The organism is Gluconacetobacter sp. (genome assembly GCF_047721585.1).
GTDB classification, from domain to species: Bacteria; Pseudomonadota; Alphaproteobacteria; order Acetobacterales; family Acetobacteraceae; genus Gluconacetobacter; species Gluconacetobacter dulcium.
The window spans coordinates 292-25,478 of the sequence record NZ_JBDNXE010000001.1; the positions used below are offsets into that span (position 1 = coordinate 292).

Below are 25,187 nucleotides of genomic sequence, written 5' to 3' on the forward strand. Positions count from 1 at the left end.
GTCAGCGTGCGCGCGGCATGCGGCGGCACCGCCGGCGCCCCGGCCGGCCGGGGCAGCGTGCGGCGCGGGATATCGGCAAAATCGGCACGCACCATCGCCAGCGTGGCGTGCGGCTCGACATCGCCGACAATCAGCAGCACCGCATTGTTCGGCGCATACCACGCGTCATGAAACTGCTTCAGCCGGCCGATATCGGTCGCGTCGAACGATTCCCGCGTCCCCACCCCGCGCCAGGCATAGGGCGTCCCGGCAAACAGCGCCGCATTGAACTGTTCCGCCGCCCGATAGCCGGGACTGGACCGGTCGGCCGAAACCTCCTGCTCGATCGCACCGCGTTCCCGCGCCCACTGGTCGGGGTCGAGCGCGATGCCGCGCATCCGGTCGGCCTCCACATGCAGGATCACGCCCAGATCGGCTGGCGCGACGTTGAAGAGATACTGCGTGTAGTCGACCCCCGTCATGGCATTCGCCGCGCCGCCGGTCGCCTGGATAATGCGGTTGAGCTGGTTCGCATCCAGGTCTCGCGTACCCCGAAACATCATATGTTCCACCGCATGCGCCGTACCGGGAAAATCGGCCGATGCCTGGGCCGATCCGGCCAGATAGACCAGCCGGGTCGCAACCATCGGCGTCAGCGCATCGCGCACGATCACCACCCGCAGCCCGTTGGGCAGCGTGTCGCGCAGCACGGTTGCTTCGTCCACCGGGGGTGCGGCATGGCCCACCCCCGATAGGGCGCAGGCCAGCAGCCCCGCGCCTATCCGCATGATCCACCGCATCAGACCCGACATCGCTCCCCTGTTTCCGAAGGCGCATCGTAGGTCAGGTCGCACAGGGCCGGGAGGGGGCGCTGCGGCGATTGCGCGTCTTTATGATGCGAAAACATGCAGTTTCATGAAAACGTCATGCCATCACTCAGGCAACGACGGGGAGGGCCGGGAAAAGCCCTCCCCATGGCGGAATCGTCAGTGCTTCGGGTCAAACCATATCATTAGAATAAGGGAAAATTCGTATCTTTAAAGGATATGCATAAGAAGATACGGTCTGCGTCTATTATTCCACGGCGCCGAATGCCGGTCACTTCACGGCCCGGTCGCGAGGGGGCAGTGTCTGCCGGCCAATGTCACCAGAAATGATACACGCATAAGCGCCGGACAGTCCGCCGGGACCATGGCCGCGCCATGCAGCGCGAGCCGTCGTGTCGGGAGGTCGGCCATGTGTATGGCAACCGGACGGCACATGCGCCTCGGCGCGGCATGACACCCAAACGGCCGATCACATGTCGCGCAGGCTGTAGAATCGAAAAACCGTCATGAAGGCGCTCAAAGTTCGCTATCCCGCGTCGCCGTATCCGCAAGCAGGATCACCGCATCCTCACGCGCCATGACGACGAATTGCGGCTCGCCATCAATGCGCGCGCCATCGCCGGGGCCAAGACCGGCATTCTCCAGGGTCACGGCGCCCCGCACCACGACCAGATAAAGCGCCCGCCCCGGCGTCGTCTGGTAGCACGCGCCTTCCCCCGCAGGGAGCGCCGCATGCAGCAGGCGGGCGCGGGCGCGCAGCACCACCGGCGCCCCATCGGTCACGGTGCCGGCCGCCTCGGGGTCATCCTCGGGAAAGCCGGAAGCGAGAATGCGGAATCCCCCATCCTCCAGCCCCGCAAAAGCCGGCCGCGCCTCCTGCGCCGGCGTGCCGCCCTCATCGTCGGGCAGAAACCACATTTGCAGGAACGACGCCCCGGCCGCCCCCGCCCGCCAGCCCATCGACAGGCACCCGGCACCGGTCGAAAACAGATGCAGCCCGCCGCTGCCGACGGTCGCATCGGGGAACAGGTCGCTGCGCGCCGTCAGCGTGCCGTCCACCACCCAGGTGGCGATCTCGACATTCCGCTCCGGCCCCAGCACATACGCGGCATTGGCCGCCAGATGCCCGGCATTGACCACACGCAGGCGCCCGTCATGCACATGCTGCGGGTCCTGAAACGCCCCGAAGGCAAAATGACAATGCAGCAGCGCATCGCCCTGCCGCACCTGGCCCAGACTGCTCGCACGCCGGATCGTGATCATCGGGGTTCTGTATCCTTGTCAGCCGTGCGAAACCGGGGTGGCGTCAGGATAGGTGCCCTCCCACCCGCCGCCAAGCGCACGGTAAAGCTGCGTCACCGCGCGCGAAATCTCGGTCGTCGCATCCACGAAGCGCGCCTGCGAGGCCAGAAGCTGGTTCTGCACCGTCAGCACGGTCAGGAAGTCCGAGGCCCCGGCCTTGTATTGCATTCGTGCCGTCTCGACGGCGATCTCGTTCTCCCGCACCGCCTCGCGCAGCCGGTCGCGTTCCGATTGCGCGGTCGCCAGGTCGGCCATCGCGTCATCCACTTCCTGCCAGGCTTTCAGCACGGTCCGCCGCAGCATGATCGCGGCCTCCTTCTGCTGCGCCTTGCGCAGACGAAGCTGCCCCGTCAGCCGCCCACCCTCAAACAGGGGCAGCGTCGCCGTCGGCCCGAACCCGTATTGGCGCGAGGCCCACGACCCCAGCCCGCTGAATTGCAACGCCTGGATATCGAGGCTCCCGGACAGCGTGATGCGCGGGAAGAAATCCGCCACCGCCACGCCGACACTGGCGGTCGCGACATGCAGCCGCTCTTCCGCCATGCGGATATCCGGCCGCCGCTCGGCCAGTTGCGACGGCAGCCCGACGGGCAGATCGGCCGGCACCGGCGGAATCGGCGCCGGCTTGCCAAGCTGGGCATTCAGCGCCCCTGGCTCCCGTGCCACCAGAAAGCTCAACGCATTGAGCAGATGCACCTGCTGGCGCTCCAGCGGCGACCGCTGGGCCTCGAAACCCCGCAACTGCCCCGTCGAATCCGCCACATCCAGCCGCGTGGCCGCCCCCCGGTCGAAGCGCATCGTCGTCAGCCGCACGCTGTCGCGCGCGATGGCGATGTTGTGGTCCAGAATCGCCAGCCGCGCCTGCACGCCCCGCAGGTCGATATAATCCTGCGCGGTCTCGGCCATCAGCGACACCAGCACGTCGCGGCGCATATCCTCGCTGGCGCGCATGGCGGCCGTGGCCGCCTCGACCTGCCGGCGCACATGCCCCCACAGATCGACTTCCCACGAGGCATTCATGCCGTATTGCGGCAGGTTGAACGACGGATTGCCCACACTGCCCGGCAGCGCGGTCGGCCCGAACCCCTGCGTGCCGCTGGCCACGGTGCCGGCCTGCTCGCGCTCCATGGTGCCCAGCAGGCCGAGAATGCCGTTGGTGCTGGCCCGCTCCCGCGCATAGGACGCATTGGCCTCGGCATGCGGAAACTGCGCCGCGCTGGCAATCCGCCGCTCGGCCGCACTCTCCATCAGCCGCAGCGACGCGGCCTGAAGGTCGAGGTTCTCCGCCGCCACATCCTGTTCCAGCGCCGTCAGCACCGGGTCGTTGAACTGCCGCCACCATTGCGGGTCGGTCGAAGCCGTCACCGGATGGCTGGCCGCCGGCGTCACGCTCTGATGCCACGCGCCCGGACCCGCCACGACCGGCTTGTGGTAGTCGGGTCCGACCGTGCAGGCGGTCAGTGCCGCAAGGCCAAGAATGACGGCCCAGGGCCGGAGGCGGGGCCGTCCGGTACACACCATGGTGGAACCTGCCTGAACATGGGGGCCGTGAGGCGAGAGCGCCCCAACGGCCCGCGCCCGCCACGGGGTTTCGCGCACCGAAGCGGAGCGGAGAAAACGCGCGGCCGATCGCCGCCGGCACGCGTTCCCAGACAGGGCCTTAACGCCAGACATAGCGTGCGTCATGGGCATGCGGGCCTGCGGGTTGAGAGGCGGTATCAATGCTGACTTCCACCGACATGCCGACACGCACTCTGGCCGCCAGCGGCTGGCCGGGGTCGAATGTCAGCTTCACCGGCACGCGCTGCACGACCTTGGTGAAATTGCCGGTGGCGTTATCCGGCTGGATCGGCGCAAACGCCACGCCGGTCGCCGGCGCCAGCGAGTCCACATGCGCCTTTAGCGGCTGGCCGGGAAAGGTATCGACCCAGACGGTCGCACTCTGCCCCGTCTGCACATGCGTCAACTGGGTTTCCTGGTAATTCGCCAGCACATAGGCCGCCTGCGTCGGCACCACGGCCAGGATGGCGGTGCCCGGATGCACATAGGCGCCCACGCGCACCCCGCGCTCGCCGACAATGCCGCTCACCGGGGCCGGAATGGTGCAGTAGGACAGGTTCAGTTCCGCCTGCCGCGCGTCACCCTGCGCCTGCAACAATTCGCCCCGCGCCCGCGCAAGCTGCGCCTTCAGCACATCGACCTGCCGCACGGCGCTTTCGGTCGCGGCCTCGTCGCGCGCCACGGCGGCTTCGGTCTCCTTCTCGCGGGCCTCGGTGGCCTGCTTCTGCTCCACCGTGCCCGCCCCGCCCGACGACAGGTCGCGATAGCGCGCCATGTTCTGCCGCGCGAATTGCAGCGTCGCCTGATCTGCCCGTACCGCCGCCTTCGTCCCGGCAATCACCGAATCCTGTCGTGCCAGTTCGGCCTCCAGGTTCGCCACGGTGCCCTGCGCGGCCTGCAAGCGGCCACGGGCCACATCCAGTGCGGCGCGGTAATCGTCGTCCTCGATATGCGCCAGTTCCTCGCCCGCGCGCACCGCCTCGTTATCCTCGGCCAGCACGCGGTCGATCCGGCCGGCAACCTTGGGGGCCACGGCGGTGAAATCGGCGGTCACATAGGCATCGTTGGTATATTGGTCGACACCGTTGCCCATCACCAGCCGGCTGCCGCCCCAGGCGGCAAGCGCGAGCACGATGGCGGTACTGCCGGCATATAGCAGGGGTTTTCTGTAAATCATGCGATAGGGTCCGCGAGGTTCAGTGGGCGGGAGCCGTCGCCGACGGCGGGCGAGGCGGATAGACGCGACGGGGCAGGACGACGTTCAGCACGGCGTAGAACAGGCAGACCCAGATCAGGATGAAATAGATATCCGCCAGCCCGAGCACGAGCGCCTGCTCGTGAATAAAGGTGTGGAAGACCTCCAGCGCATTGCGCGCGACATGCCCGGCATCGGGCGAGGTCCCCGCAAGCTGCTGGCCGATCGGCTCGCCCAGCCCTTGCAGCGCCAGCCCGTGCGTGCCGTGGTGGTCGAGCAGCATGGTGGAGTGATATTGCTCCCGCCGCCGCGTCAGCGTGGCGAACAGCGCGAAGGCCACGGCATTGGCCAGCCCCTTGAGCATGTTGACCATGCCCGAGATGAACGGCCCGTCCGCCGGCCCCAGCGCCAGCGTCGCCAGCATCAGCGTCGGGATCACCGTCATCGGCTGGCCGAACACCTGAAGAACCTGGATGAGGTAAAAATTGTCCCGCACCCAGTCGGGCGTCAGCCAGGTGCCGCACCACGCCGCCGCCGCCAGGCACAGCATGCCGCCGGCCAGCACATAGCGGCAATCGACGCGCCGACTGTTGCAGAGGGCGGCAATCAGCGGAAGCATGACCAGTTGCGGCAGCGCCACCACCAGCGAGACCGGTACCATCTGGATCGGCCGATAGCCGCGCACCTCGGCCAGATAGGTGGCCGGCAGTTCCGCCATCAGGCTGCATATCGCCAGAATCCCCACCAGCGACAGCAGCGAGGCCTGGATATTGCGCGACATCCAGTAATGGATCTTGAAATACGGGCTGGGATGAAAGGATTCGTTGATCAGGAACACGACGAACGCCGCCCCGCCCCAGAGGGCGAGGTTCGTGATGACGGGCGAGCGGAACCAGTCCAGCCGGTCGCCCTGATACAGCACGATTACCAGCGAGCAGATGGCGGGCAGCCCGACCATCAGCCCGAGCCAGTTGAATTTCGCGAACCGCTCCAGATGCATCGGGTCGCGCGGCAACCCGTAGGCCAGCATGCCGATCGCCAGCGCCGCCATGGGAATGATCTCCCAATACAGCCAGTGCCAGCCGACATGCTCGAACAGGAAAGCTTCCAGCGGCAGGCCCAGATTAGGGCCGAAGGTCGCACTCATGGCATAGCCGCCGATGCCGAAAACCCGAATTTCCGCCGGCAGATATTTCAGCATCACGGTCATCAGCACCGGCGGCAGGCACCCGCCCGCCAGCCCCTGGAAGGCCCGCAGCACGCATAGCGCGGTCATGTCGGGCATGAAGGGGGCCGGAATCGCCAGCAGCGCCATCACCGCCGTGATGAAGATCGAAAAGCGATAGATCGAGAACGTCATGTAAAACCACGGCGTAAACGCCATGGATGCGATGTTGAACGCCTCGTAAATTGTGGTGACCCAGGTCCCCTCGTCGTGGCCCAGATGCATGGCCCCGCGAATGTCCGACAGGCCGATCTCCGTTACGTGCTCGTTGAATCCGGCCACATGCACGGCCAGCAGCATCCCCAGACAGCCGATGACCGTCCGCAGCCCGAAGGGCGGGATATAGGACGGCATCGGCGGCGCGGCATGGATCACCGGCGCCGCGGACGCGGGCGAGGGGGCTGCCGGCGCAGCCATGGCCGGCCCGTCCGGGGCTGCCGCACTGCCGCGTTTGTCAGGATGGTCCGAAATCATGCCCGGATCATCATCGAAATCGAAACGCGGAATACCTCCATTCCGATCAGGTCTGGATTCCACTTTCCGGAAGCGTTTCGGCTGGCCTTTCCCCTGCATGAAAAGATAGGCTGCCCGGATGCGTGGATACGATCTCGACCTGTTGCGCTTCCTTCAGGTGCTGATTGAAGAGCAGAGCGTCTCCGTCGCCGCCCGGCGCATGCATGTCAGCGAACCGGCGATGAGCCGCCACCTGGCCAAATTGCGCACCGTGTTCGGCGACCCGATCCTGGTGCCGTCAGGCCGGCACCTGATCGCATCCGCCTTCGCGCTGGGCATTCGCGACCGGGTGCAGGCGGTCGTGCGCGCCGCCGACGGGCTGATCGAAACCCAGGTTCTGGCCGACCTGCGCAACATGGCGCCCAAATTCACCATCCGCGCCAACGATGTCGTCGTCGCCCCGATGGCCCTGCCATTGATGCGCGCGCTCCGGCAGGACTGCCCGAACTGCGAACTGGTCTTCGCGCCCGAAGTCGACGACGCCGCCAACCAGGCCCTGCGCGAGGACGCGATCGACCTCTATATCGGCGCGACCGACATGCTGAAGCCGGAAATCCGCCGCCAGACCATTTTCTACAACATCATGAAGGCGCTGGTCCGCAAGGACCACCCGATCTTCGCCGAGGGCATCACGCCCGACGCGCTGACCCGCTACGACCATATCAGCATCTCACGCCGTGGTCGCGCCCGTGGCCCGATCGACCGCATCCTGCGCGACCAGTATGGCCTGTCCCGCCGCGTCGTCCTGGTCGTCCCGCATTACAAGGCCATGATCGACAGCATGCGCGACACGGACCTCATCCTGACGCTGCCCGACATGGCCCTGTATCGCGTGCCGCTGGCCGAACGCGGCCTGGCGCTGTTCGACTACCCGTTCCCGCTGCCTCGCGTCGAAGCCTTCCAGGCCTGGCACCCAAGGCGCGACAACGACCCGGTCCACCGCTGGCTGCGCGAAACCATCTTCCGCGTCGCCCGCCAGATCCAGAGCGAACTGAACTGACCCGACCTGACGTTGCGCGGGTCAGACCGCTTCGCGCGCATCAACGACGCCTGACGCCTTCCGTAATGTCAGCGACAGCGTATTGTTCCCAACATCTGAAAAAACCACGACAAATCGCGATTTTGGCTCTTGCGTGCCAGGAAACGGATGTACAACCTATTGTTGCATATCACATCATAACGTTGCATTGGTGCGTGATGTCCAATCTGGCGATCCACTCTTCCTCAAAGCAGGAACGGCATATTTCCGGTTCGTATTCCCGGACGGACCATCCGGCTGGCAACGCAACCGGCGGCAGGGGGTATGACGGCATCCCGGCCGCAGACGCGATCCCGGACAAAATCGATGCGCCCGCCGCGATCATGGCGATCGGCCGTCGCGCCGGTTCAGTCCTTCCGGAAGATCGTTTTTACGGGTATCACCGGCAGCCGGCGTTTCTGAGCGCCCTTGCCGCCCGGCATGACCGACAAAGGGGTCACGTCGCGGTACCCGCAGTCCAAACGCCCCTCTCGCGCGCCGCGACAGGCCAGGCAGACATGCCCGGTGTCTCCGGACAGGCGACGGACATACAGGACAGCAGCCAGTCCCTGTCCTCGCCATCCTCCACGCTATCCGCTCGGCCGGCCATGACCGTCATGGAATTCATGTCCGACAGCGACGAAGGTGGATTTTCTGTTTCGGCGGGAGATGATGGCGGCGGAATGGATGGGAGCGACAATGGCGAGGGCATAACGGTCACAGGCTCTCCCCCTTCATCCGGAGATGGCGGCAGCGACCTGTCGACCTCCGACCGCACAATGCCTTATACGCCACCTGCGCCGCCCGCATCCGGCGCGAGCACGGAACATATCACCGTTCATGGCCACGCCGTCACCGTCATCTACGGTGTGGCCTACCTGACGAGCGATTCGGGAAACGGGATTGCGACCTATCAGTCGTCGTCGGGCGCATACGTTCCGATCAAGCTGTCGGATATCGACCAGAACATCGCGGACGACACCCAGAACCTGCTTGGCCGCTCCGCGAGCGAGAGCGATTATAACGCCGCCTACCAGCAATTTTCCGAAGGCCAGTCGCCCAATCAGGTCCGGAACGCCATGGCGCATTCGTCGGGGGCGCAGGCCGCTCTTCAAAACGTCTATCACGACGTTCTGGGTCGCGACATCGACCCGGGCGGCCTGACGACGTACGAAAACGGGCTGGGCACGTCCATGACGCTGTCCCAGGTCCGCACCGTTGTCGCCTATTCGCAAGAAGCACAGAACGACGTCAACGCGATTTATCAACAGGTTCTGGGCCGGCCCGTTGAAGCCCAGGCGTTGGGCGATACCGAGAATGGACTGGCCACCGGCATGACCCTGGCGCAGTTTCGAAGCAACACCGCCCATTCGCAGGAAGCGCAGAACGACATCAATAGCATCTATCTCCAGGTGCTGGGGCGTAATGCCGATCCGGGGGGAATGAACTCCGCCGAAGATGGCCTCGCCACCAATCTGACTCTGGACCAGCTTCGCTATAATACCGCTCAGTCGCAGGAAGCCGCCAGCGCGGTCGGCAACGTCTATGATCTCCTTCTCAACCGAGGGGCCGATAGTGGCGGTTTGCAGACCTATCAGAATGAACTGGCGAACGGCACCACGCTGAACAGCGTCATATCGGAAATCGCCCAATCGGGTGAAGCCGGCACTCAGATTTCCAATTTCCTGAACGGCACGCTCGGCGAGGTTTCCGACGATCTGGTGCATGCTGGACAGACGATGCTGACCGGCATCACGCGGGCTTATGAGACGGTCAAGAATTACACGTCGGATCAGCTTCAGGCTGCGGCGAATGGCTTTCAGGCCACATTTTCGTCGGCCGGAAATGTTCTCGACAGCCTGATGCCCAAGACACAGGACCAATGGCTCGGCCTGGCGGCGACGATGGCGGTTATGGTAACGCCCGCTGGCGAGGCCGTTGCCGCCGCAGACCTCCTTGCTGTGGGGGGTGAGGAATTGCTGGCGACGGCTTTGGACGCGGAACTCGATACCGCGACAGTTTATTCGGCGACCGGGGCGTCCGTTTCAGGGCTTTCGGCGGAAGCCTCGGCAACGTTTGATGAACTGGCAGCTTTTGATCCTAAAGCGTCCGGTGCTACCTTGCAACTCGATGCGAACACGACAGTTACGCAGGTAGCCAGTACGAAGTATCAGAAGGCGAATCTCAATTTTTCCGGAGGAAATGAGGCAGCGGTAGAGACATTTTTTCGAAAATTGACTGATTATACTAAAAGTTTGGATGACGCCAAAGTGGCATCATTTGGAAATGGCGGTGTCGTGTATGAAGTCGAAACCTCAAAAGGATTCGTGTCCTTGCGCAATGTTTCTGCATCAGGAAAAGATTGGACGATACAATTCAAGTCGCCATTGGAAAATGGAATCGAAAAAATTAAATTTGAATTCTAAAGGAAAAAGTCATGTTTGATTACAAGAGTGTATTTGAAGAATTTATGCTGAGAGTAAATACTCAGAACGCTATTGCTATATGGTGGGCGCTGGGACTATCGGACGATAAGGAAATGACCACCCGGGAGAAATTTTCTGAATTCAAATTTTTTTTTGAATACGCAATGACACGCAATAGAATTATTGAATACGATTTAAAAAATAAAAGAGCGATTTTCTCAGGAGACGAGCCGGCTGTCGTCGTCGACAGGATTTTTGCAGATTTCCCAATAGATCAACTATCTGATTATGGAGGAGATCGAGAAAAAATATTCTTGGGATATATGTACACAAAATTCGACGGTTGGGCTGTTCTTAACGAGGGAACAACGCTTTGTATTCCTGATTGATAGTGCGGGTGTCGGATAGAAAGAGCCCGGCATCACGCAAGCCTGCGAGACGGTCAAGAATTATACGTTTGGGACGGGCGAGACTCTCCGCTTAGGGAGGCGGGAGATTGCCAATGGAAAAAGGGACCGGCCACGAAGCCGGATTCAGCGGGATGGCGGCATAACTGCCGCCTGAAGACGGCCCGTCTGGGCGTCAGTGAAGCCGATCTGGTCCCCGGACTTGTCACGGCCGCCCGCCCGCTCGATTGATTGCAGCAACGCATCTCCCGCCGATTGCGTCTGCGCTGGCACCGAGGGCCCGAACGCGAGGATGCCGATCTTGTCCATCGCATGCCCGCCCTCAGCGCGGCGTCTCCGCCGGCAGCGGGCGCGGGCGGCGTTCATCGTCGATGGCGACGAAGGTGAACACACCCTCGGTCACCTTCACCGTCTCGTGCGAATGGCGGGCCCGGCGCCAGGTCTGCACGTGGATCGACATCGAGGTCCGGCCGGTGCGGATGATGTCGGTATACAGGCTCACCTCATCGCCGATCAGCACCGGCTGGTGCAAAATCACCTTGTCGATCGCGATGGTCACGCAGCGCCCCCGGGCCCGCAGGGCGGCGGCGGTGCCGGCCGCCAGATCCATCTGCGACATCAGCCAGCCGCCGAAAATATCGCCCGCCGCATTGGCATCGGCCGGCATCGCCACCACCCGGATGGTCGGCGGCCCGGATGGCGGCACGGGGGCGGCGGATGGCTGGTCTGGATCGGTCACGCACTCTTCTCCTTGCTCTGCCCGGAGCGATGTCTTCAGCGGAACGGGGGCTCGTCGAAACCGCGTAGCTTGCGCGAATGCAGGCGGTCCACCCCCTGCGCGCGCAACAGGCGCATCGTCTCGATCCCCACCGTCAGATGCTGGGCCACCCGCTCGCGATAGAAGGCATTGGCCATCCCCCGCAATTTCAGTTCGCCATGCAGCGGTTTGTCAGACACGCACAGCAAGGTGCCGTACGGCACGCGGAAGCGAAACCCGTTGGCGGCGATGGTGGCGGACTCCATGTCCACCGCGATGGATCGCGACATGTTGATCTGCGTGAACAGCGCCTTCAGCCGCAATTCCCAGTTCCGGTTGTCGGTCGTCATCACCGTGCCGGTGCGCAGCCGGGTCTTCAGTTCGGAATCGCGCAGCCCGGTCACCCGCGCCGTCACGTCCTGCAACGCCACCTGCACTTCGGCGATCGGCGGCACCGGCACCCAGGGCGGCAGGTCGTCGTCCAGCACATGGTCGTCGCGCACATAGCCATGCGCCAGCACGTAGTCGCCCAGCCGCTGGGTCCGCCGCAGGCCGGCGCAATGGCCCACCATCAGCCAGCAATGCGGTCGCAGCACCGCCAGATGGTCGGTAATCGTCTTCGCGTTGGCCGGTCCCACGCCGATATTCACCAGCGTGATCCCGTCGCCGTCCGGCCGGCACAGATGATAGGCCGGCATCTGCGGCAGCGATCCGCCCAAAGGCGGCCGGGCGGCATCCCCCCGCCGATGGATCTGGTCGCCGGGCTCCACGAAGCGGTCATATTCGCCGCCCAGATCCACCTGCGCGCGCCCATAATCGCGAAAGGCATCGACATAGCGCTGATAGTTGGTCAGCAGGATGAAGCGCTGCACATGCCGCGGCGCGGTGCCGGTATAATGATGCAGCCGCGCCAGCGAATAATCGGTGCGCTCGGCGGTGAACAGCGACAGCGGCCGCGCTTCGTCCGGGTGCGGGATCAGCGCGCAATTGGCGATGCTGTCGTCGGTGGCGTGCAGGTCCGGCAGCGCGTAATGACGCTGCAACAGGCGCAAATCATCCTCGGTGATGGCGGTCACGGCCTCTTCCATCACATAAGGCAGCGGGATCGGCCGGCGCGACCGCCCCACCAGCACCGGCTGGCGGTAATGATGCAGCAGGATGCCGATCTGCTCGCGCCAGTAATCGCGGAACAGTTCCGGATGGGTCAGGGTGGTGCCGTAGAATCCCGGCTCCAGCACCACGTCGAAGGGCGGCCGCGTCTCCTCGGCCAGCGGCGCGCGGCTGACGGCGAAGGCGAGGTAGGGATAGGTCGGCACAGCCGGTTCGGCGGGCTGTCGCCGGCCGAAGGCGGCGCGCAAGGCATGCACGGCGGTTTCGTAAAGCTCGGCAATGCGCCGCACCGCTGCTTCGGCATCGTCGAAGGCTTCGAAATCCGTCCCCACACGGTCGCGGATCGCGGCGAAATCATCGTTCATGCGCCATTCCTTCCGCTGCAAGCGTCCTCCTTTCCAGCGCCCTCCGGCCGGGGGTCAGCGCCGGATCAGGATATAATTGATCGTCACGTCGATATCGAAATGGTCGCCCGTCATGTCGGGGGGGACCGGCGGCAGTTCGGCCCCATGGAACATGCCGGTGGTCGCGGCATCCAGATAGTACGATCCCGACTGGCCCGTCAGCCGCACCCCGCGCACCCGCCCGCTGCGGTCCAGCACCACATGCACGGTCGAGGCCCCGTCGTCGCCGGCACGGGCCGCTTCCTCGGGATAATACATGTGGGTGCGGATCCAGCGGTCGATTTCCTCGCCATAATCCTCGCTGACGCCCCGCACCTGCGTCTGGCTCGAATAGGGCGCGTTCAACTGCCCGTTGCGTACCACCGGCCCCACCGACAGGTCGATCGGCCCGCCGGAGCCCCCCGCGCGGCCGCGCCGCTGGCGCACCGGCCCCGGCGACGGGGCGAAGGACAGGTCCATCGGGTGGTCGAAGGGCGAAGGCGCATGGCTGGGCGTGCGCTGCCGGTTCGGCTGCGTATGGCGCGGCGTGGGGTGCGCCGTCGGACGGGCCGCCTGGCCGGGGCTCTGCATCGCCGGGTTGGGCGGGGCGGTGGAAGGCTGGTCGGGCAGGGTCTGGTCCGACGGCGTGCGCGGCAGCGGCGGCGCCGCCGGCGTCTGCGGCGAGGGCACGCTGGGCGAAGGTGAGGAATCGCTGGGCTGCGGCTCGTCGGGCTGCGGCGTGGTCGGCGTCGGCTTGGCGTGCGACCCGCTGCCCCCCGCCTGATCGGGCGAATTGCGCCCTTGCAGGCCGCTGGAGGCCGGCGGGGTGAACATCATCTCCACGGTCGGCGCCTCGGGCGGGGACGACCCCCCGGCATGATGGCGCGCCGCCTGAAGAATGATCGCCAGCAGCACCAGATGCAGCGCGGCGGAAATCGCGAGCACGGTCGCAACGCCCGGCTCCGCCACCGTATCCGGCCGGATCATCGGCGCGCCGGACTGTTTCAGCGGATTGTAGCCGGGGGGACGGGTGACGGGCTCGGGGCGCAGGCCCTCGCGCCCGTGGGGGCGTTCCGGCGGCTCCGGCGGGCGTGCCGAACGCGCCCGAACATCCGCACGCGGGATCAGGACGGGCTCCTCGGCCTGGCGATGGCGGGAGGAAGGACTGAGTGTCACCGTCATGAAGTGCCGGAAGTCTCCGCGTGGTCGCCTGCGGCGCGTGGTCTTTCCGGACCCTAGCCGCTGGCGGACCCGTTGTCATGATATCTTGCCGTCATGATATCGTATCATGATGTCACCGTCGGCCCGGCGTTACCACGCCGAACGCGGAACCGGGCCGAAAATCCGCACCCCCATTGCCGCCCACCCGCCGCTCCGCCAGGCTCTTACCCATCATGTCCTCCGCCATTGCCCTCTCCGACCACGCCCTTCGTGCCCATCTTTCCGCCGCCGACCCCGATCTGGCGGCCCTGGTGGCGCGGGTGGGGCCATGCGGCCTGCGGGTGGACGCCGACCGCGCGCCCTACGAGGCGCTGGTCAATGCCATCGCCCACCAGCAACTCCACGGCCGGGCGGCACTCGCCATCCTGGGCCGGCTGGTCGCGCTGGCCGGCGGCGCCTTTCCGACGCCCGAGGCGCTGCTGGCCCTGCCGGAGGCCGATCTGCGCGCCTGCGGCCTGTCCGGCACCAAGATCCGCGCGATCCGGGGCGTCGCCCAGGCCCGGCTCGACGGCGTGATCCCTTCGCGGCACGAGGCCGAGTCGATGACCGACGAAGACCTGATCGCCCGGCTGACCACCCTGCGCGGCGTCGGGCGCTGGACGGTGGAAATGCTGCTGATCTTCTCGCTGGGCCGCACCGACATCATGCCGGTCGACGATTTCGGGGTGCGCGAGGGCTGGCGGGTGATCAAGCGGCTGGACACCCAGCCCCGGCCCGCCGAACTGGCCGCGATCGCCCGCGACTGGAGCCCCCACCGCTCCGCCGCCGCCTGGTATCTCTGGCGCGCGGCCGAGGCGGCGAAGGCCAGGCACTATGTCGCCCCCTGATGGGCGATGCGCGCCGGCGCGCCCGCCCGGTCCGCTCTCAATAACGGTTCGTGAACTCTTCCACGAGGGCCGCGAAGCGGGTGGGGTTTTCCACATGCAGCCAGTGGCCGGCATGCTCGATCAGTTCCAGATGATAGTTGGGGAACAGCCGGCGCATCACCGTATAATGTTCCCGCCTGATATAGGGTGAATTTCCGCCGGCCAGGAACAGGGTCGGGCCAGGATAGGTGTACCCCTCCGGAATATAAGGCCAGCTCTCGATATTGGTCATCGAGTCCACGATCTCCCTCAGCCCGATGACCCATCCGGGATTCTCGCCCAGCCGGATGTTCTGCAGCATCAGCGCCCGCACGTCGGCATTGGGGATCTCGGGCAGCAGCAGGGCATCGGCCTCGGCGCGATTCAGATAGTGCGGAAACCGCACCCGCAGCATCTGCTCGCCCAGCGAGAACTGCCCGTGCCCGGTGCGGGCGGGCGGAATGTCGGCCACCACCAGGCTGTGCACCATGCCCGGCCGGGTCAGCGCCAGCGTCATCGCCACCTTGCCGCCCATCGAATGGCCCACCAGCGTCGCGGGCAACGCCGCATGATGGGCCAGCGTGTCCAGCAGGTCGCCGGCCATGGTGTTGTAGTCCATCGGCCCATGCGGACTGTCGCCATGGTTGCGCAGGTCGATCGCCAGCGTCCGCCGGGTCCGCGCCAGCCGCCTCTGGAAAAAGCCCAGATTGCGGGCTCGGCCGAACAGGCCATGCAGCAGCACGATGGGCGGACGCGCGGAATGGGCGTCCGACCGGTCGTCAGGTCCGCGCTCGATGACGTTCAGCAGCACGATGGCATGATCCTTTCCCTGGGGCGGCGCGGAAAACCGTAACGGCCGGCGCAGGATTCCCCGCCGAGTCCGAGTGGCCCGGCCAGTGTTATAACATTAACGCAGATCAAGCACGATCTTGCCCGAATGGCTGCCCGACTCCATCAGCTTATGGGCTTCCACCACCTCGGCAAGCGGGAAGGTGGCATGGATCAGCGGCGCGATGGTCCCATCGGAGAGCTTCGGCCACAGCGTCCCGCGGAGCCCCTTGGCCACGCGGGCCTTGTAGGCCCCGTCGCGCGGCCGCAGCGTGGTGCCGGCCACCGTCAGGTGCCGCGTCAGGATGCGCCCCACGCCCACCTCCTGCGCCTTGGCTCCGCCTTGCAGCGCGATGATCACCAGCCGGCCGCCCGGCGCCAGGCAACGCAGGTTGCGGTCCAGATAAGGGCCGCCGATCACGTCCAGCACCACATCCACGCCCCGCCGCCCGGTCAGGGCGTCGATCCGCGCGACGAAATCTTCCTCCCGGTAGTCGATCGCGGCCTCCGCGCCCAGTTTCCGGCACAGCGCCGCCTTGTCGGCCGAGCCCACGGTCACGTAAGGCACGGCCCCCAGCGCCCGCACGGTCTGGATCGCCGCGGTGCCGATGCCGCCGGCCCCGCCATGGATCAGCACGGTCTCCCCGGCCGCGACATGCGCGGTCATCACCAGGTTCGACCAGACGGTAAAGAACGTCTCGGGCAGGGCGGCGGCGCGGATGGCGTCGAACCCGTCCGGCCAGGGCAGGCACTGCCCGGCCGGCACGGCGCAATACTCGGCATAGCCCCCGCCATTGGCCAGCGCGCAGACCGGCGTGCCGATCGCCGGCCAGTCCGCTGCGTCCGGCCCCGTGCCCACCACTTCCCCGGCGATTTCCAGCCCCAGCAGCGGGCTGGCCCCCGGCGGCGGCGGATACAGCCCCTTGCGCTGCATCAGGTCGGGCCGGTTCACACCCGCCGCCTGCACCCGCACCAGCACCTCGCCCGGTCCGGGCACGGGCAGGGGCAGGTCGGTCAGGACCATCGACTCGGGCGCACCGGGCTCGCGCACGATCACGGCACGCATGGCAGAAGGCAGGGCAGGGGACACGGGCATTTCTCCGCGATCGGGGGCCGCAAGCGACGGTGCGGCATGGTAAGACCGAATTCCGGTTGATCCGACAGGCACATCACTTCAAATAGTCGCTACGGGCGACCCGGTGCCGCACATCATCCGCCGGCCGCCGCGCGAAAGTGACCTGCCGTGCCGTCCTCCACTCTCGGCCTGCTGAATCATCTGCGCCGCCATCGCGGCGCATTCCTGCCCCCGGACGGGGCAGAGGACAGCGTGCGCGATGACCGGGTCGCCTACGTTCCGCGCCTGCTGCGCGCCCTGGTCCGGGCGGACGAATTATGGCTGGTGGTGCTCGCCGCCTGCGTCGGCGCTGGCGCCGGTGTCCTGGTCAGCGTCATGAACCACGCCACCCTGCTGGCCCACCGGATTCTGTTCGCCGCCCCCGGCGAGGGCCGCATTTCCGGGCTGGCCGCCATCATCCCCCTGCGCGCGGTCCTGGTGCCTACATTGGGCGGCCTGGTCTTCGGCCTGCTGGGGATCTTCATCACCCGCTGGGCGCCCGGCCGTCCCGTGGACCCCATCGAGGCCAACGCCCTGCATGGCGGCCGCATGTCGATGCGCGACAGCGCGATCGTCGCCTTCCAGACGGTCCTTTCCAACGCCGTCGGCGCCTCGGTGGGGCTGGAGGCCGGCTTCACCCAGATCGGCGCCGCCACCGGCTCGCGCCTGGGCCGCATGTTCCGCGTCCGGCGCGAAGACCTGCGCCTGCTGGTCGGCTGCGGCGCGGCGGGCGCCATCGGGTCGGCGTTCGACGCGCCGCTGGCCGGCTCGTTCTATGCGTTCGAACTGGTCATCGGCACCTACTCGCTGGCCAACCTGGCCCCGGTCGCGGCGGCCTCGGTCTGCGCCATCGGGGTGGCCCACCTGCTGCACAGCGCCGCCCCCGGCGTCACGGTCGTCCTGCCGCCCACCCTGCGGATGGACGACTACCTGCCCATCGCCACGCTGGGCATCGTCGCCGCCCTGCTGGGCGTCGGGTTGATGTATTGCGTCACGCTGGCCGAGGCCCTGTTCCGCCGTTCCCGCCTGCCGGCCTGGATGCGCCCCGCCATCGGCGGGCTGGTGGTCGGCCTGCTGGCGCTGGTCTCGCCCACGGTCATGTCCTCCGGCCACTGGGCGATGCGCGTCGCGCTGGAGCATGATTACCCCACCGGCTGGCTGCTGGCGCTGCTGGCCATGAAGGCGCTGGCTTCCTCGGTCTCCATCGGCGCCGGCTTCCGGGGCGGCCTGTTCTTCGCTTCGCTCTATCTGGGCGTCCTCACCGGCGCGGCCTTCGGCGGCGGGCTCGCCCTGCTCTCCGCCACCCCCCTTTCGGCCGAACTCTGCGCCCTGGTGGGCATGAGCGCGATGGCCGTCGCGGTGGTCGGCGCCCCGATGACCATGGTCTTCCTCGCATTGGAAATGACGGGCAGCCTGCCCCTGACCGTCGCCGTTCTGGTCGCCTCGGTCATCGCCAGCCTCACCGTCCGCCGCACGTTCGGCTATTCCTTCGCCACCTGGCGCTTCCACCTGCGCGGGGAATCGATCCGCTCGGCCGTCGATGTCGGCTGGATCCGTACCCTGACGGTCGGCAGGATGATGCGCCAGGATGTCAAAACCCTGTGCCAGGATACGACGGTCAAGGCCGCGCGGTGCGTCTTCCCGCTGGGGTCGGCGCATCGCATCGTGCTGGTCGACCAGGCCGGCCGCTATGTCGGACTGGTGCTGGTGCCCGATCTGTATGTGGACACCGCGCTGCCCGACGAAACCGTTGCCCGCTTCGCCCAGTATCGCGACCAGATGCTGGTGCCGCAGATGAACCTGCGCGACGCCATCGCCCGTTTCGAACAGGCCGAAAGCGACGCGCTGGTGGTGGTCGACAGCGTGGAAGGCCGGCAGGTGCGCGGCATGCTGACCGAGCAGCACGCCCTGCGCCGCTACAGCGAGGAACTGGACCGTTCCCGCAGGGAACTGGCGGGAGAAAAAGGCCCGCCCGCATAGCGGCCCGGAGCCACAAAACGCCCAAGCAAAAAACGCCCGAACAAATCGGAAGTTTTTTGGTTCTTTTTTTCAAAAAAGAACGCCGGACCCTCACGGACCCGGCGCCCTTTACCATCAATCCCGCAAAACCGGAATCAGACGGAGTAGTACATCTCGAACTCGACCGGATGCGGCGTATGTTCGAACTTGTAGACTTCCTGCCACTTCAGTTCGATGTAGCTCTCGATCTGGTCCTTGGTGAACACGCCACCGGCCAGCAGGAATTCGTGGTCGGCGGCCAGCGCGCCCAGCGCCTCGCGCAGCGACCCGCAGACGGTCGGGATCTGCTTCAGTTCCTCGGGCGGCAGGTCGTACAGATCCTTGTCCATGGCGTCGCCGGGGTGGATCTTGTTCTTGATGCCGTCCAGGCCGGCCATCAGCATGGCGGCGAAGGCCAGATAGGGGTTGGCGGTCGGGTCGGGGAACCGCACTTCGACGCGCTTCGCCTTGGGGCTGGTCGCGTAGGGGATACGGCACGAAGCCGACCGGTTGGCGGCCGAGTACGCCAGCAGCACCGGCGCCTCGAAGCCCGGAATCAGACGCTTGTAGGAGTTGGTCGAGGGGTTGGTGAAGGCGTTCAGCGCCTTGGCGTGCTTGATGATGCCGCCGATGTAGTACAGCGCCTGGTCCGACAGGTCGGCATAGCCGTTGCCGGCGAAGACGGGCTTGCCGCCCTTCCAGATCGACTGATGCACATGCATGCCCGAGCCGTTGTCGCCATAGATCGGCTTCGGCATGAAGGTCGCGGTCTTGCCGTAGGAATGCGCGACGTTGTGCACGCAGTATTTGTAGATCTGCATGAAGTCGGCGGATTCGACCAGCGTGCTGAACTTCGTGCCCAGTTCATGCTGCGACTGCGCGACCTCGTGGTGGTGCTTCTCGATCGGCAGGCCCATCTCGCCCATCGTGGTCAGCATCTCGGCGCGCAGGTCGCTCTCGCTGTCCACCGGCGGCACGGGGAAGTAGCCGCCCTTCAGGCCGGGGCGATGGCCCATGTTGCCTTCCGGATAATCCTTCAGCGACGCGCCGGGGCCTTCGATGCTGTCGAGCTGATAGAGGCCGAAATTCGGGCCGGTGCCGAACTTGACGTTGTCGAAGATGAAGAACTCGGCTTCCGGGCCGAAGAAGGCGGTGTCGCCCAGGCCGGTGGACTTCAGATAGGCTTCGGCCAGCTTGGCGGTCGAGCGCGGGTCGCGGTTATAGAACCGGCCGGTCGAGGGCTCGATGATGTCGCAGATCAGGATCAGCTGCGGCTTGGCCGAGAACGGGTCCATCACGGCGGTGGTGGGGTCCGGCAGCAGGACCATGTCGCTTTCGTTGATGGCCTTCCAGCCGCCGATCGACGAGCCGTCGAACATGAAGCCGTCGCGGAACGTATCGTGTTCGATGGTCGAGACATGCTGGCAGGTATGGTGCCACTTGCCGCGCGGATCGGTGAAGCGCAGGTCCACCAGCTCCACGGAATGTTCCTGGATCAGGCTGAAGACCTTGGCGATAGCCTCAGCGGAAGGGGACGGAAGGGTGGTCGGAGCTGAACTCTGGGCTTTCTTCGCCATCGATATACCTGCCTTGAACTGAAGGTGCCGTATGACACGGCAGTGGAACGGTTACGAAACTAGCGCCCCGTTGTCGATAGGATGACTGGGGCTCCGCCATGCCCGGCAGTCCCGTGCGGGGCGGAAAAAGGGCATGGGTCAGGGGTCAGATGGCCTCATGGCCCCTTTCCCCGGTGCGGATGCGGATCACATCCTCCACCGGCATGATGAAGATCTTGCCGTCGCCGATGCGCCCGGTGCGCGCGGCCGCGACGATCGTCTCGACCGCGCGATCGACCATGTCGTCGGCGCAGACGATCTCAAGCTTCACCTTGGGCAGGAAATCCACGATGTATTCGGCGCCGCGATACAGTTCGGTATGGCCTTTCTGGCGACCGAACCCCTTGGCCTCGGTCACCGTAATGCCCATCAGGCCGATTTCGTGCAGCGCGTCCTTCACTTCGTCCAGCTTGAACGGCTTGATGATGGCCTCGATCTTCTTCATGCCCGCGTCGCCACATCCTGGGGCGGTGCCGGGGGCCGGGACCGCGCTGTGCCTGGGCCGACCGGCCCGGCCGACCGCCCCCGATACCGTGGCACGGGTCGCGCCCGCAAGCAATCGGAGCGGATTGCAAAATGCCGGGATTTTCCGCACATCTGCACGCGCGCGGCCGCAAGGGTGCCCGCAGCCGGGAAAGAGCGATCATGAAACCGTTGAACAGCCTGCTGTCGGGCCTGCCGACGACCATCTTCACCGTGATGTCCGCCCTGGCCGTGCGTCATGACGCGATCAATCTCGGCCAGGGCTTCCCCGACACCGAAGGCCCGGCGGACCTGATCGAGGCCGCCGCCGCCGCCCTGCGCGACGGCCGCAACCAGTATCCGCCCCTGACCGGCGTGCCCGAACTGCGCGAGGCCGTGGCCCGCGCGAACGCCCGGTTCTACGATCTGGCGATCGACCCGGCGCGCGAGGTCATCGTCACCTCCGGCGCCACCGAGGCCCTGGCCGCCTCGCTGATGGCGCTGCTCGATCCGGGCGACGAAGTGGTGGTGCTGGAACCGCTCTACGACACCTACGTGCCCATGATCCGCGCCCTGGGCGCGATTCCCCGCCCGGTCCGGCTCACCCCGCCCCACTGGTCGCTCCCCCGCGCGGAGCTTGAAGCCGCGTTCGGCCCCCGCACCAAGGCCATCCTGCTCAATTCGCCGATGAACCCGACGGGCAAGGTCTTCAACCGGGACGAACTGGCCGTGATCGCCGATCTGGTCGCCCGCCACGATGCCTACGCCATCTGCGACGAGGTGTACGAACACCTCACCTTCGGCGCGCGCCACATCCCGCTGATGACGCTGCCGGACATGCGCGAACGCTGCCTGCGCATCGGCAGCGCGGGCAAGAGCTTCTCGCTGACCGGGTGGAAGGTCGGCTACATCACGGCCCCGGCCACCCTCGCGGGCTGCGTGGCCAAGGCGCACCAGTTGCTCACCTTCACCACCGCGCCCAACCTGCAACGGGCGGTGGCGATGGGGCTGGACAAGGAAACGGATTATTTCGCCACCCTGGCGTCCGACATGCGGGCAAAGCGCGATTTGCTGTCCGAGGGCCTGCGCGGCGTGGGGTTCGACATCCTGCCCTGCGACGGCAGCTATTTCGTGGTGGCCGACATCCGCCCCACCGGCTTCGCGGGCGACGACGTGGCCTTCTGCCGCGCCATGACCGAACGCTGCCGCGTCACCGCGATTCCGGTCTCGGCCTTCTACAGCACCGAAGACGCACCGGGCCACCTGGTACGATTCGCCTTCTGCAAGCGCGAAGAGGTTCTGGCCGAGGCCGTGGCCCGCCTGCGCGCCGGACTGCCAGATCTGCTCGGCGCATAGCGCGGGCGGGGGCAGGGCAGGCGTTTTTTTGCCCTCATGCGGCCTGGGCGATTGACGGGCGGGAATCAGTTCTCTACATGACAGCCCGCTGTGGCGGACGTAGCTCAGCTGGTAGAGCGCCGGTTTGTGGTACCGGTGGTCGCGGGTTCGAGCCCCGTCGTTCGCCCCAGCGGGTCAGATCAATCTGACAAACCCTGATGACATATCGGCATCACGGGTTCCTGCCCAGGCGGCCCCAGGGGCCGCCGGCCGCGCCATCCCTGAAATAACGCTCCGGTCCCACAGGCGCATCATCCCGCGCCTGGCACCCGCTTTCGCGTTACACCGCGATTCGGTATGACAGGGCCAAATGCGGCCGCCCGTCCGCCGCTCGACAGCCCCTGCTGGAAGGAATGGCATTTCAGGTGCGACGCCGCACAAAGCCGTCGCCGCGCGGCGTCGTTTCCGTGTGGATCATGGCCGCAGCCTGGGCCGGCACCGTCGCCACCCGGCAGGCGATCGCCCAGACCGGCGGCAACCCGGCCGCCGCCCCCCTGACCGTCTCCTCCCTACCCCCGGCGGATCGCGCCGCCGAGGCCATCACCGTCACGGGCAGACGCAGCGCGGGCGCGGTGCTGGGCGACGACAAGCCGATCACCCGGATCGGCCCGGAGGAAGTGCGCGCCTACGGGGTGGACACGGTGTCCGACCTGCTCACCGCCATCGCGCCCGAAACGCGCTCGGGGCGCGGAACCGGCACCAATCCCCCGGTCGTCCTGCTCAACGGGCAGCGTATATCCGGCAATCAGGAACTCCAGGACCTGCCGTTCGAAGCCGTCGCGCGCGTCGATATCTTCACCGAGGAAGAGGCCCTGCGCTACGGCTACTCGGCGGACCAGCGCGTGGTGAACATCGTCACCGTCCGGCGCTTTCATGCGGGGCGCATCAATCTCGCGGCCGGCCAGTCCACCGATGACGGCGCGCGGACCATCGCGCCCTCCCTCAGCTTCACGCATCTGAACGGCGACCGGCGCATCGCTCTCAGCGCCCGCTACGGCGCGAACGCCTGGCTGCGGGACAGCGCGCGCGGCGTCGTGCCGCCACGGGCCGGCGGACGGTACGACAATGTGGGCAATCTCGTCGCGGCGGATGGCGGCAGCCTCGATCCGGGGCTCGACGCGCTCGCGGGCCGGCCGGTCACCGTCGCGGGCGTCCCCACGCTGGCCGAGGCAGAAAGCCCGGCCCTGGCCGACTTCCTGCCCTACGCCGACATGCCCCGCTCCAGCACCGATTCATCGGCCTATACGCTCCAGCCCCGCAAACATGTCGGCACGCTCAACGGCGTTCTGGCCGACCGCCTGTTCGACGAGGTCTCCGTCGCGCTGAACCTGACCTACACCCATCAGGATCAGGAGAGCCTGCAAGGCCCGGCGCGCGGCATTCTCGACCTGCCCGCCGACAATCCGTTCTCGCCGTTCGCAACCGACACCCGGCTGTACCGGGACTTCACCGAGGTCTCGCCCCTGCATCAGCGCGCCCGCACCGATTCCGGCCATGCGGGGCTGAATGCCAACGGCCGGTTCGGCACATGGAAATGGAACGCCAACGCCAGCTACGATCACGGCGTGACCGTCACCCGCACCGAAACCGGCCTCGATCTTTCTACGGTGCAGGGCCTGCTCGACGCGGGCGATGACGGGCTCGACCCCTATGTCCGCTTTCCGGGCCGCTATCTGGGAGTACGCACACGCAATAGCGGCCGGTCGGTCAGCAGTACGGGCAGGCTCAGCGTCCTGCTGTCCGGCACGGTGACCCACCTTCCGGCGGGCGATCTCTTCGTCAGTGTCGGCCTGACAGGCACCCTCGCCGCCCAGAACGCCACGTCGCATATCGGCGGCAGGACCGAACGCGGCGACATCCGGCGCGATGTCGGCAATCTCCACCTCAATGGCAACATTCCGATATTCGGCGAGGATTTTCTTCCGGCCGCGGGCAAGCTGGGCGCCAACGTCAACGGCTCGGTCAGCCGCGTCTCGCATTTCGGCACGCTGGGCGCGGTCGGCGGCGGCCTGACATGGTCGCCCGTCGACTGGGTGCAGTTTCCGTTCTCCTACACCACGCGGCGCGACGCCCCCACGGCCGCGCAGCGCGTCTCGCCCACCATCCAGACGCCCAACGTCACGACCTACGATTACGTCCGGGGCCAGTCCGTCCAGGTCACGACGCTCACCGGCGGCAATCCGGATCTGGCGGCGACGCGGCGTCGGGAACTCAGCCTCGGCGCCATCGTCAACCCGCCCTTCCTGAGCGACGCGCGCCTGCACGTAAACTATGTCCGCGCCCGCACCGACAACGGCGTCCAGTCCCTGCCCACCGCGACCGCCGCCATCGAAAATGCCTTCCCCGACCTGTATCGCCGCGATCAGGCCGGGGTGCTGGAAATCGTCGACCTGCGGCCGGTCAACATAGCGCGCGAGACGCGCAACGAATGGAACGCCACCTTCGTCTATTCGCGCCCGTTTCCATCGGGCACGAAAAGCCGGAAGGGCGCAAAGACCAACGGCAAGACCGATGGAAAGACCGACGGCGGCCGGATCTATCTGATCGCAACCCAGGTCTGGCGCCTGAAGGACGATATCCTGCTCCGGCCCGGCCTGCCCGCGCTCGACCTCCTCAACGGCGGCACGATCGGCGCTGCGGGCGGGCAGCCGCGCCACGAGGCCACGATCCAGGCGGGCCTCTACGACCAGGGCTTCGGCGTCCGTCTGGTGGGGAAATGGCAATCCGGCACATCGGCCCTCGCCTCCAGCGCCGCCAGCAGCCTGTTCTTCGGGGACCTGAAAACGCTGGACGCAACGATGTTCGTCGATCTCGGCCGCACCCCCAGGGGCAGCCGCGCACCATGGGCGCACAATCTGCGCCTTTCGCTGGCGATGGTGAACCTGTTCAACACCCGCATGCGCGTGCGCAACGGCACGGGCGCGACCCCGGCAGGCTACGCGCCCGCCTTCATGGACCCGCTGGGCCGCACGATCACGCTGACCTTGCGCAAGGCCCTGTAGGGCG

Annotated in this window: 20 protein-coding genes and 1 tRNA gene; 8 read left to right on the plus strand and 13 right to left on the minus strand. The window is 66.4% G+C overall.

The window, feature by feature from the left end; all coding sequences use genetic code 11:
• The 5 genes from ABF821_RS00010 to ABF821_RS00030 form a co-directional block, all read right to left on the minus strand.
• The coding region (locus tag ABF821_RS00010) for a M16 family metallopeptidase (protein ID WP_415528584.1) at positions 1-791 on the minus strand (791 nt) is incomplete at its 3' end.
• A gap of 531 nt (positions 792-1,322) precedes the next feature.
• Complete coding sequence (locus ABF821_RS00015) at positions 1,323-2,069, minus strand: hypothetical protein (protein WP_415528585.1); 747 nt, start codon at positions 2,067-2,069, stop codon at positions 1,323-1,325.
• Positions 2,070-2,087: 18 nt separating this feature from the next.
• The gene (locus ABF821_RS00020) at positions 2,088-3,629 is read right to left on the minus strand and encodes an efflux transporter outer membrane subunit (protein WP_415528586.1); all 1,542 of its coding nucleotides are present in this window, start codon (positions 3,627-3,629) and stop codon (positions 2,088-2,090) included.
• 139 nt (positions 3,630-3,768) lie between these two features.
• Positions 3,769-4,845 (minus strand): HlyD family secretion protein, encoded by a 1,077-nt coding sequence (locus tag ABF821_RS00025; RefSeq protein ID WP_415528587.1) that lies wholly within the window; start codon positions 4,843-4,845, stop codon positions 3,769-3,771.
• A 19-nt stretch (positions 4,846-4,864) separates the two neighbouring features.
• Positions 4,865-6,505 (minus strand): MFS transporter, encoded by a 1,641-nt coding sequence (locus ABF821_RS00030; RefSeq protein ID WP_415528588.1) that lies wholly within the window; start codon positions 6,503-6,505, stop codon positions 4,865-4,867.
• Between the two features lie 175 nt (positions 6,506-6,680).
• On the opposite strand from ABF821_RS00030, the gene ABF821_RS00035 reads away from it, so the two are divergent.
• The 3 genes from ABF821_RS00035 to ABF821_RS00045 all read left to right on the plus strand — a co-directional run bounded on the left by ABF821_RS00035 (position 6,681) and on the right by ABF821_RS00045 (position 10,434).
• Positions 6,681-7,601, plus strand: coding sequence for a LysR family transcriptional regulator (locus tag ABF821_RS00035; protein WP_415528589.1), 921 nt, complete (start codon positions 6,681-6,683; stop codon positions 7,599-7,601).
• 197 nt (positions 7,602-7,798) lie between these two features.
• Positions 7,799-10,045, plus strand: a complete 2,247-nt coding sequence (locus ABF821_RS00040; protein WP_415528669.1) for a DUF4214 domain-containing protein — start codon at positions 7,799-7,801, stop codon at positions 10,043-10,045.
• A gap of 11 nt (positions 10,046-10,056) precedes the next feature.
• Complete coding sequence (locus ABF821_RS00045; protein ID WP_415528590.1) at positions 10,057-10,434, plus strand: hypothetical protein; 378 nt, start codon at positions 10,057-10,059, stop codon at positions 10,432-10,434.
• 144 nt (positions 10,435-10,578) lie between these two features.
• Here the strand turns inward: ABF821_RS00045 and ABF821_RS00050 are convergent, their stop codons facing one another.
• From ABF821_RS00050 to ABF821_RS00065, 4 genes are all read right to left on the minus strand, one after another.
• On the minus strand, positions 10,579-10,761 hold the full coding sequence (locus tag ABF821_RS00050) for a hypothetical protein (RefSeq protein ID WP_415528591.1): 183 nt from the start codon (positions 10,759-10,761) through the stop codon (positions 10,579-10,581).
• Positions 10,762-10,774: 13 nt separating this feature from the next.
• A complete protein-coding gene (locus ABF821_RS00055) occupies positions 10,775-11,119 on the minus strand; it encodes an acyl-CoA thioesterase (protein WP_415528670.1) in 345 nt (114 codons plus the stop codon).
• A 107-nt stretch (positions 11,120-11,226) separates the two neighbouring features.
• On the minus strand, positions 11,227-12,684 hold the full coding sequence (locus ABF821_RS00060; protein ID WP_415528592.1) for an AMP nucleosidase: 1,458 nt from the start codon (positions 12,682-12,684) through the stop codon (positions 11,227-11,229).
• Between the two features lie 54 nt (positions 12,685-12,738).
• The gene (locus ABF821_RS00065; RefSeq protein WP_415528593.1) at positions 12,739-13,884 is read right to left on the minus strand and encodes a TonB family protein; all 1,146 of its coding nucleotides are present in this window, start codon (positions 13,882-13,884) and stop codon (positions 12,739-12,741) included.
• A 212-nt stretch (positions 13,885-14,096) separates the two neighbouring features.
• Between ABF821_RS00065 and ABF821_RS00070 the strand changes: the two genes are divergently transcribed.
• Entirely contained in the window at positions 14,097-14,750 is a 654-nt protein-coding gene (locus ABF821_RS00070; RefSeq protein WP_415528594.1) for a DNA-3-methyladenine glycosylase family protein, read from the plus strand.
• A 37-nt stretch (positions 14,751-14,787) separates the two neighbouring features.
• Here ABF821_RS00070 and ABF821_RS00075 read toward each other — a convergent pair whose 3' ends face one another.
• Together ABF821_RS00075 and ABF821_RS00080 are read right to left on the minus strand one after the other, a co-directional pair.
• A complete protein-coding gene (locus ABF821_RS00075; protein WP_415528595.1) occupies positions 14,788-15,579 on the minus strand; it encodes an alpha/beta fold hydrolase in 792 nt (263 codons plus the stop codon).
• Positions 15,580-15,675: 96 nt separating this feature from the next.
• Positions 15,676-16,662 (minus strand): NAD(P)H-quinone oxidoreductase, encoded by a 987-nt coding sequence (locus tag ABF821_RS00080; protein ID WP_415528671.1) that lies wholly within the window; start codon positions 16,660-16,662, stop codon positions 15,676-15,678.
• Between the two features lie 177 nt (positions 16,663-16,839).
• Between ABF821_RS00080 and ABF821_RS00085 the strand changes: the two genes are divergently transcribed.
• Positions 16,840-18,690 (plus strand): chloride channel protein, encoded by a 1,851-nt coding sequence (locus ABF821_RS00085; RefSeq protein ID WP_415528596.1) that lies wholly within the window; start codon positions 16,840-16,842, stop codon positions 18,688-18,690.
• Between the two features lie 134 nt (positions 18,691-18,824).
• Here the strand turns inward: ABF821_RS00085 and glnA are convergent, their stop codons facing one another.
• On the minus strand, positions 18,825-20,285 hold the full coding sequence (glnA, locus tag ABF821_RS00090; RefSeq protein ID WP_183008383.1) for a type I glutamate--ammonia ligase: 1,461 nt from the start codon (positions 20,283-20,285) through the stop codon (positions 18,825-18,827).
• Positions 20,286-20,430: 145 nt separating this feature from the next.
• Positions 20,431-20,769: a P-II family nitrogen regulator gene (locus ABF821_RS00095; protein ID WP_114725662.1), complete on the minus strand. Its 339-nt coding sequence runs from the start codon at positions 20,767-20,769 to the stop codon at positions 20,431-20,433.
• Positions 20,770-20,969: 200 nt separating this feature from the next.
• On the opposite strand from ABF821_RS00095, the gene ABF821_RS00100 reads away from it, so the two are divergent.
• The 3 genes from ABF821_RS00100 to ABF821_RS00110 all read left to right on the plus strand — a co-directional run bounded on the left by ABF821_RS00100 (position 20,970) and on the right by ABF821_RS00110 (position 25,183).
• Entirely contained in the window at positions 20,970-22,142 is a 1,173-nt protein-coding gene (locus tag ABF821_RS00100) for an aminotransferase (RefSeq protein WP_415528597.1), read from the plus strand.
• Between the two features lie 93 nt (positions 22,143-22,235).
• Positions 22,236-22,311 (plus strand) — tRNA-His (locus tag ABF821_RS00105).
• 235 nt (positions 22,312-22,546) lie between these two features.
• Complete coding sequence (locus ABF821_RS00110) at positions 22,547-25,183, plus strand: hypothetical protein (RefSeq protein ID WP_415528598.1); 2,637 nt, start codon at positions 22,547-22,549, stop codon at positions 25,181-25,183.
• Positions 25,184-25,187 lie beyond the last annotated feature (4 nt).

Coding starts and splice junctions, on each gene's coding strand:
- ABF821_RS00015 (WP_415528585.1), bottom strand. CDS start 2,069: ATGATCACGATCCGGCGTGCGAGCAGTCTGGGCCAGGTGCGGCAGGGC.
- ABF821_RS00020 (WP_415528586.1), bottom strand. CDS start 3,629: ATGGTGTGTACCGGACGGCCCCGCCTCCGGCCCTGGGCCGTCATTCTT.
- ABF821_RS00025 (WP_415528587.1), bottom strand. CDS start 4,845: ATGATTTACAGAAAACCCCTGCTATATGCCGGCAGTACCGCCATCGTG.
- ABF821_RS00030 (WP_415528588.1), bottom strand. CDS start 6,505: ATGGCTGCGCCGGCAGCCCCCTCGCCCGCGTCCGCGGCGCCGGTGATC.
- ABF821_RS00035 (WP_415528589.1), top strand. CDS start 6,681: ATGCGTGGATACGATCTCGACCTGTTGCGCTTCCTTCAGGTGCTGATT.
- ABF821_RS00040 (WP_415528669.1), top strand. CDS start 7,799: ATGTCCAATCTGGCGATCCACTCTTCCTCAAAGCAGGAACGGCATATT.
- ABF821_RS00045 (WP_415528590.1), top strand. CDS start 10,057: ATGTTTGATTACAAGAGTGTATTTGAAGAATTTATGCTGAGAGTAAAT.
- ABF821_RS00050 (WP_415528591.1), bottom strand. CDS start 10,761: ATGGACAAGATCGGCATCCTCGCGTTCGGGCCCTCGGTGCCAGCGCAG.
- ABF821_RS00055 (WP_415528670.1), bottom strand. CDS start 11,119: ATGCCGGCCGATGCCAATGCGGCGGGCGATATTTTCGGCGGCTGGCTG.
- ABF821_RS00060 (WP_415528592.1), bottom strand. CDS start 12,684: ATGAACGATGATTTCGCCGCGATCCGCGACCGTGTGGGGACGGATTTC.
- ABF821_RS00065 (WP_415528593.1), bottom strand. CDS start 13,884: ATGACGGTGACACTCAGTCCTTCCTCCCGCCATCGCCAGGCCGAGGAG.
- ABF821_RS00070 (WP_415528594.1), top strand. CDS start 14,097: ATGTCCTCCGCCATTGCCCTCTCCGACCACGCCCTTCGTGCCCATCTT.
- ABF821_RS00080 (WP_415528671.1), bottom strand. CDS start 16,662: ATGCGTGCCGTGATCGTGCGCGAGCCCGGTGCGCCCGAGTCGATGGTC.
- glnA (WP_183008383.1), bottom strand. CDS start 20,285: ATGGCGAAGAAAGCCCAGAGTTCAGCTCCGACCACCCTTCCGTCCCCT.
- ABF821_RS00095 (WP_114725662.1), bottom strand. CDS start 20,769: ATGAAGAAGATCGAGGCCATCATCAAGCCGTTCAAGCTGGACGAAGTG.
- ABF821_RS00100 (WP_415528597.1), top strand. CDS start 20,970: ATGAAACCGTTGAACAGCCTGCTGTCGGGCCTGCCGACGACCATCTTC.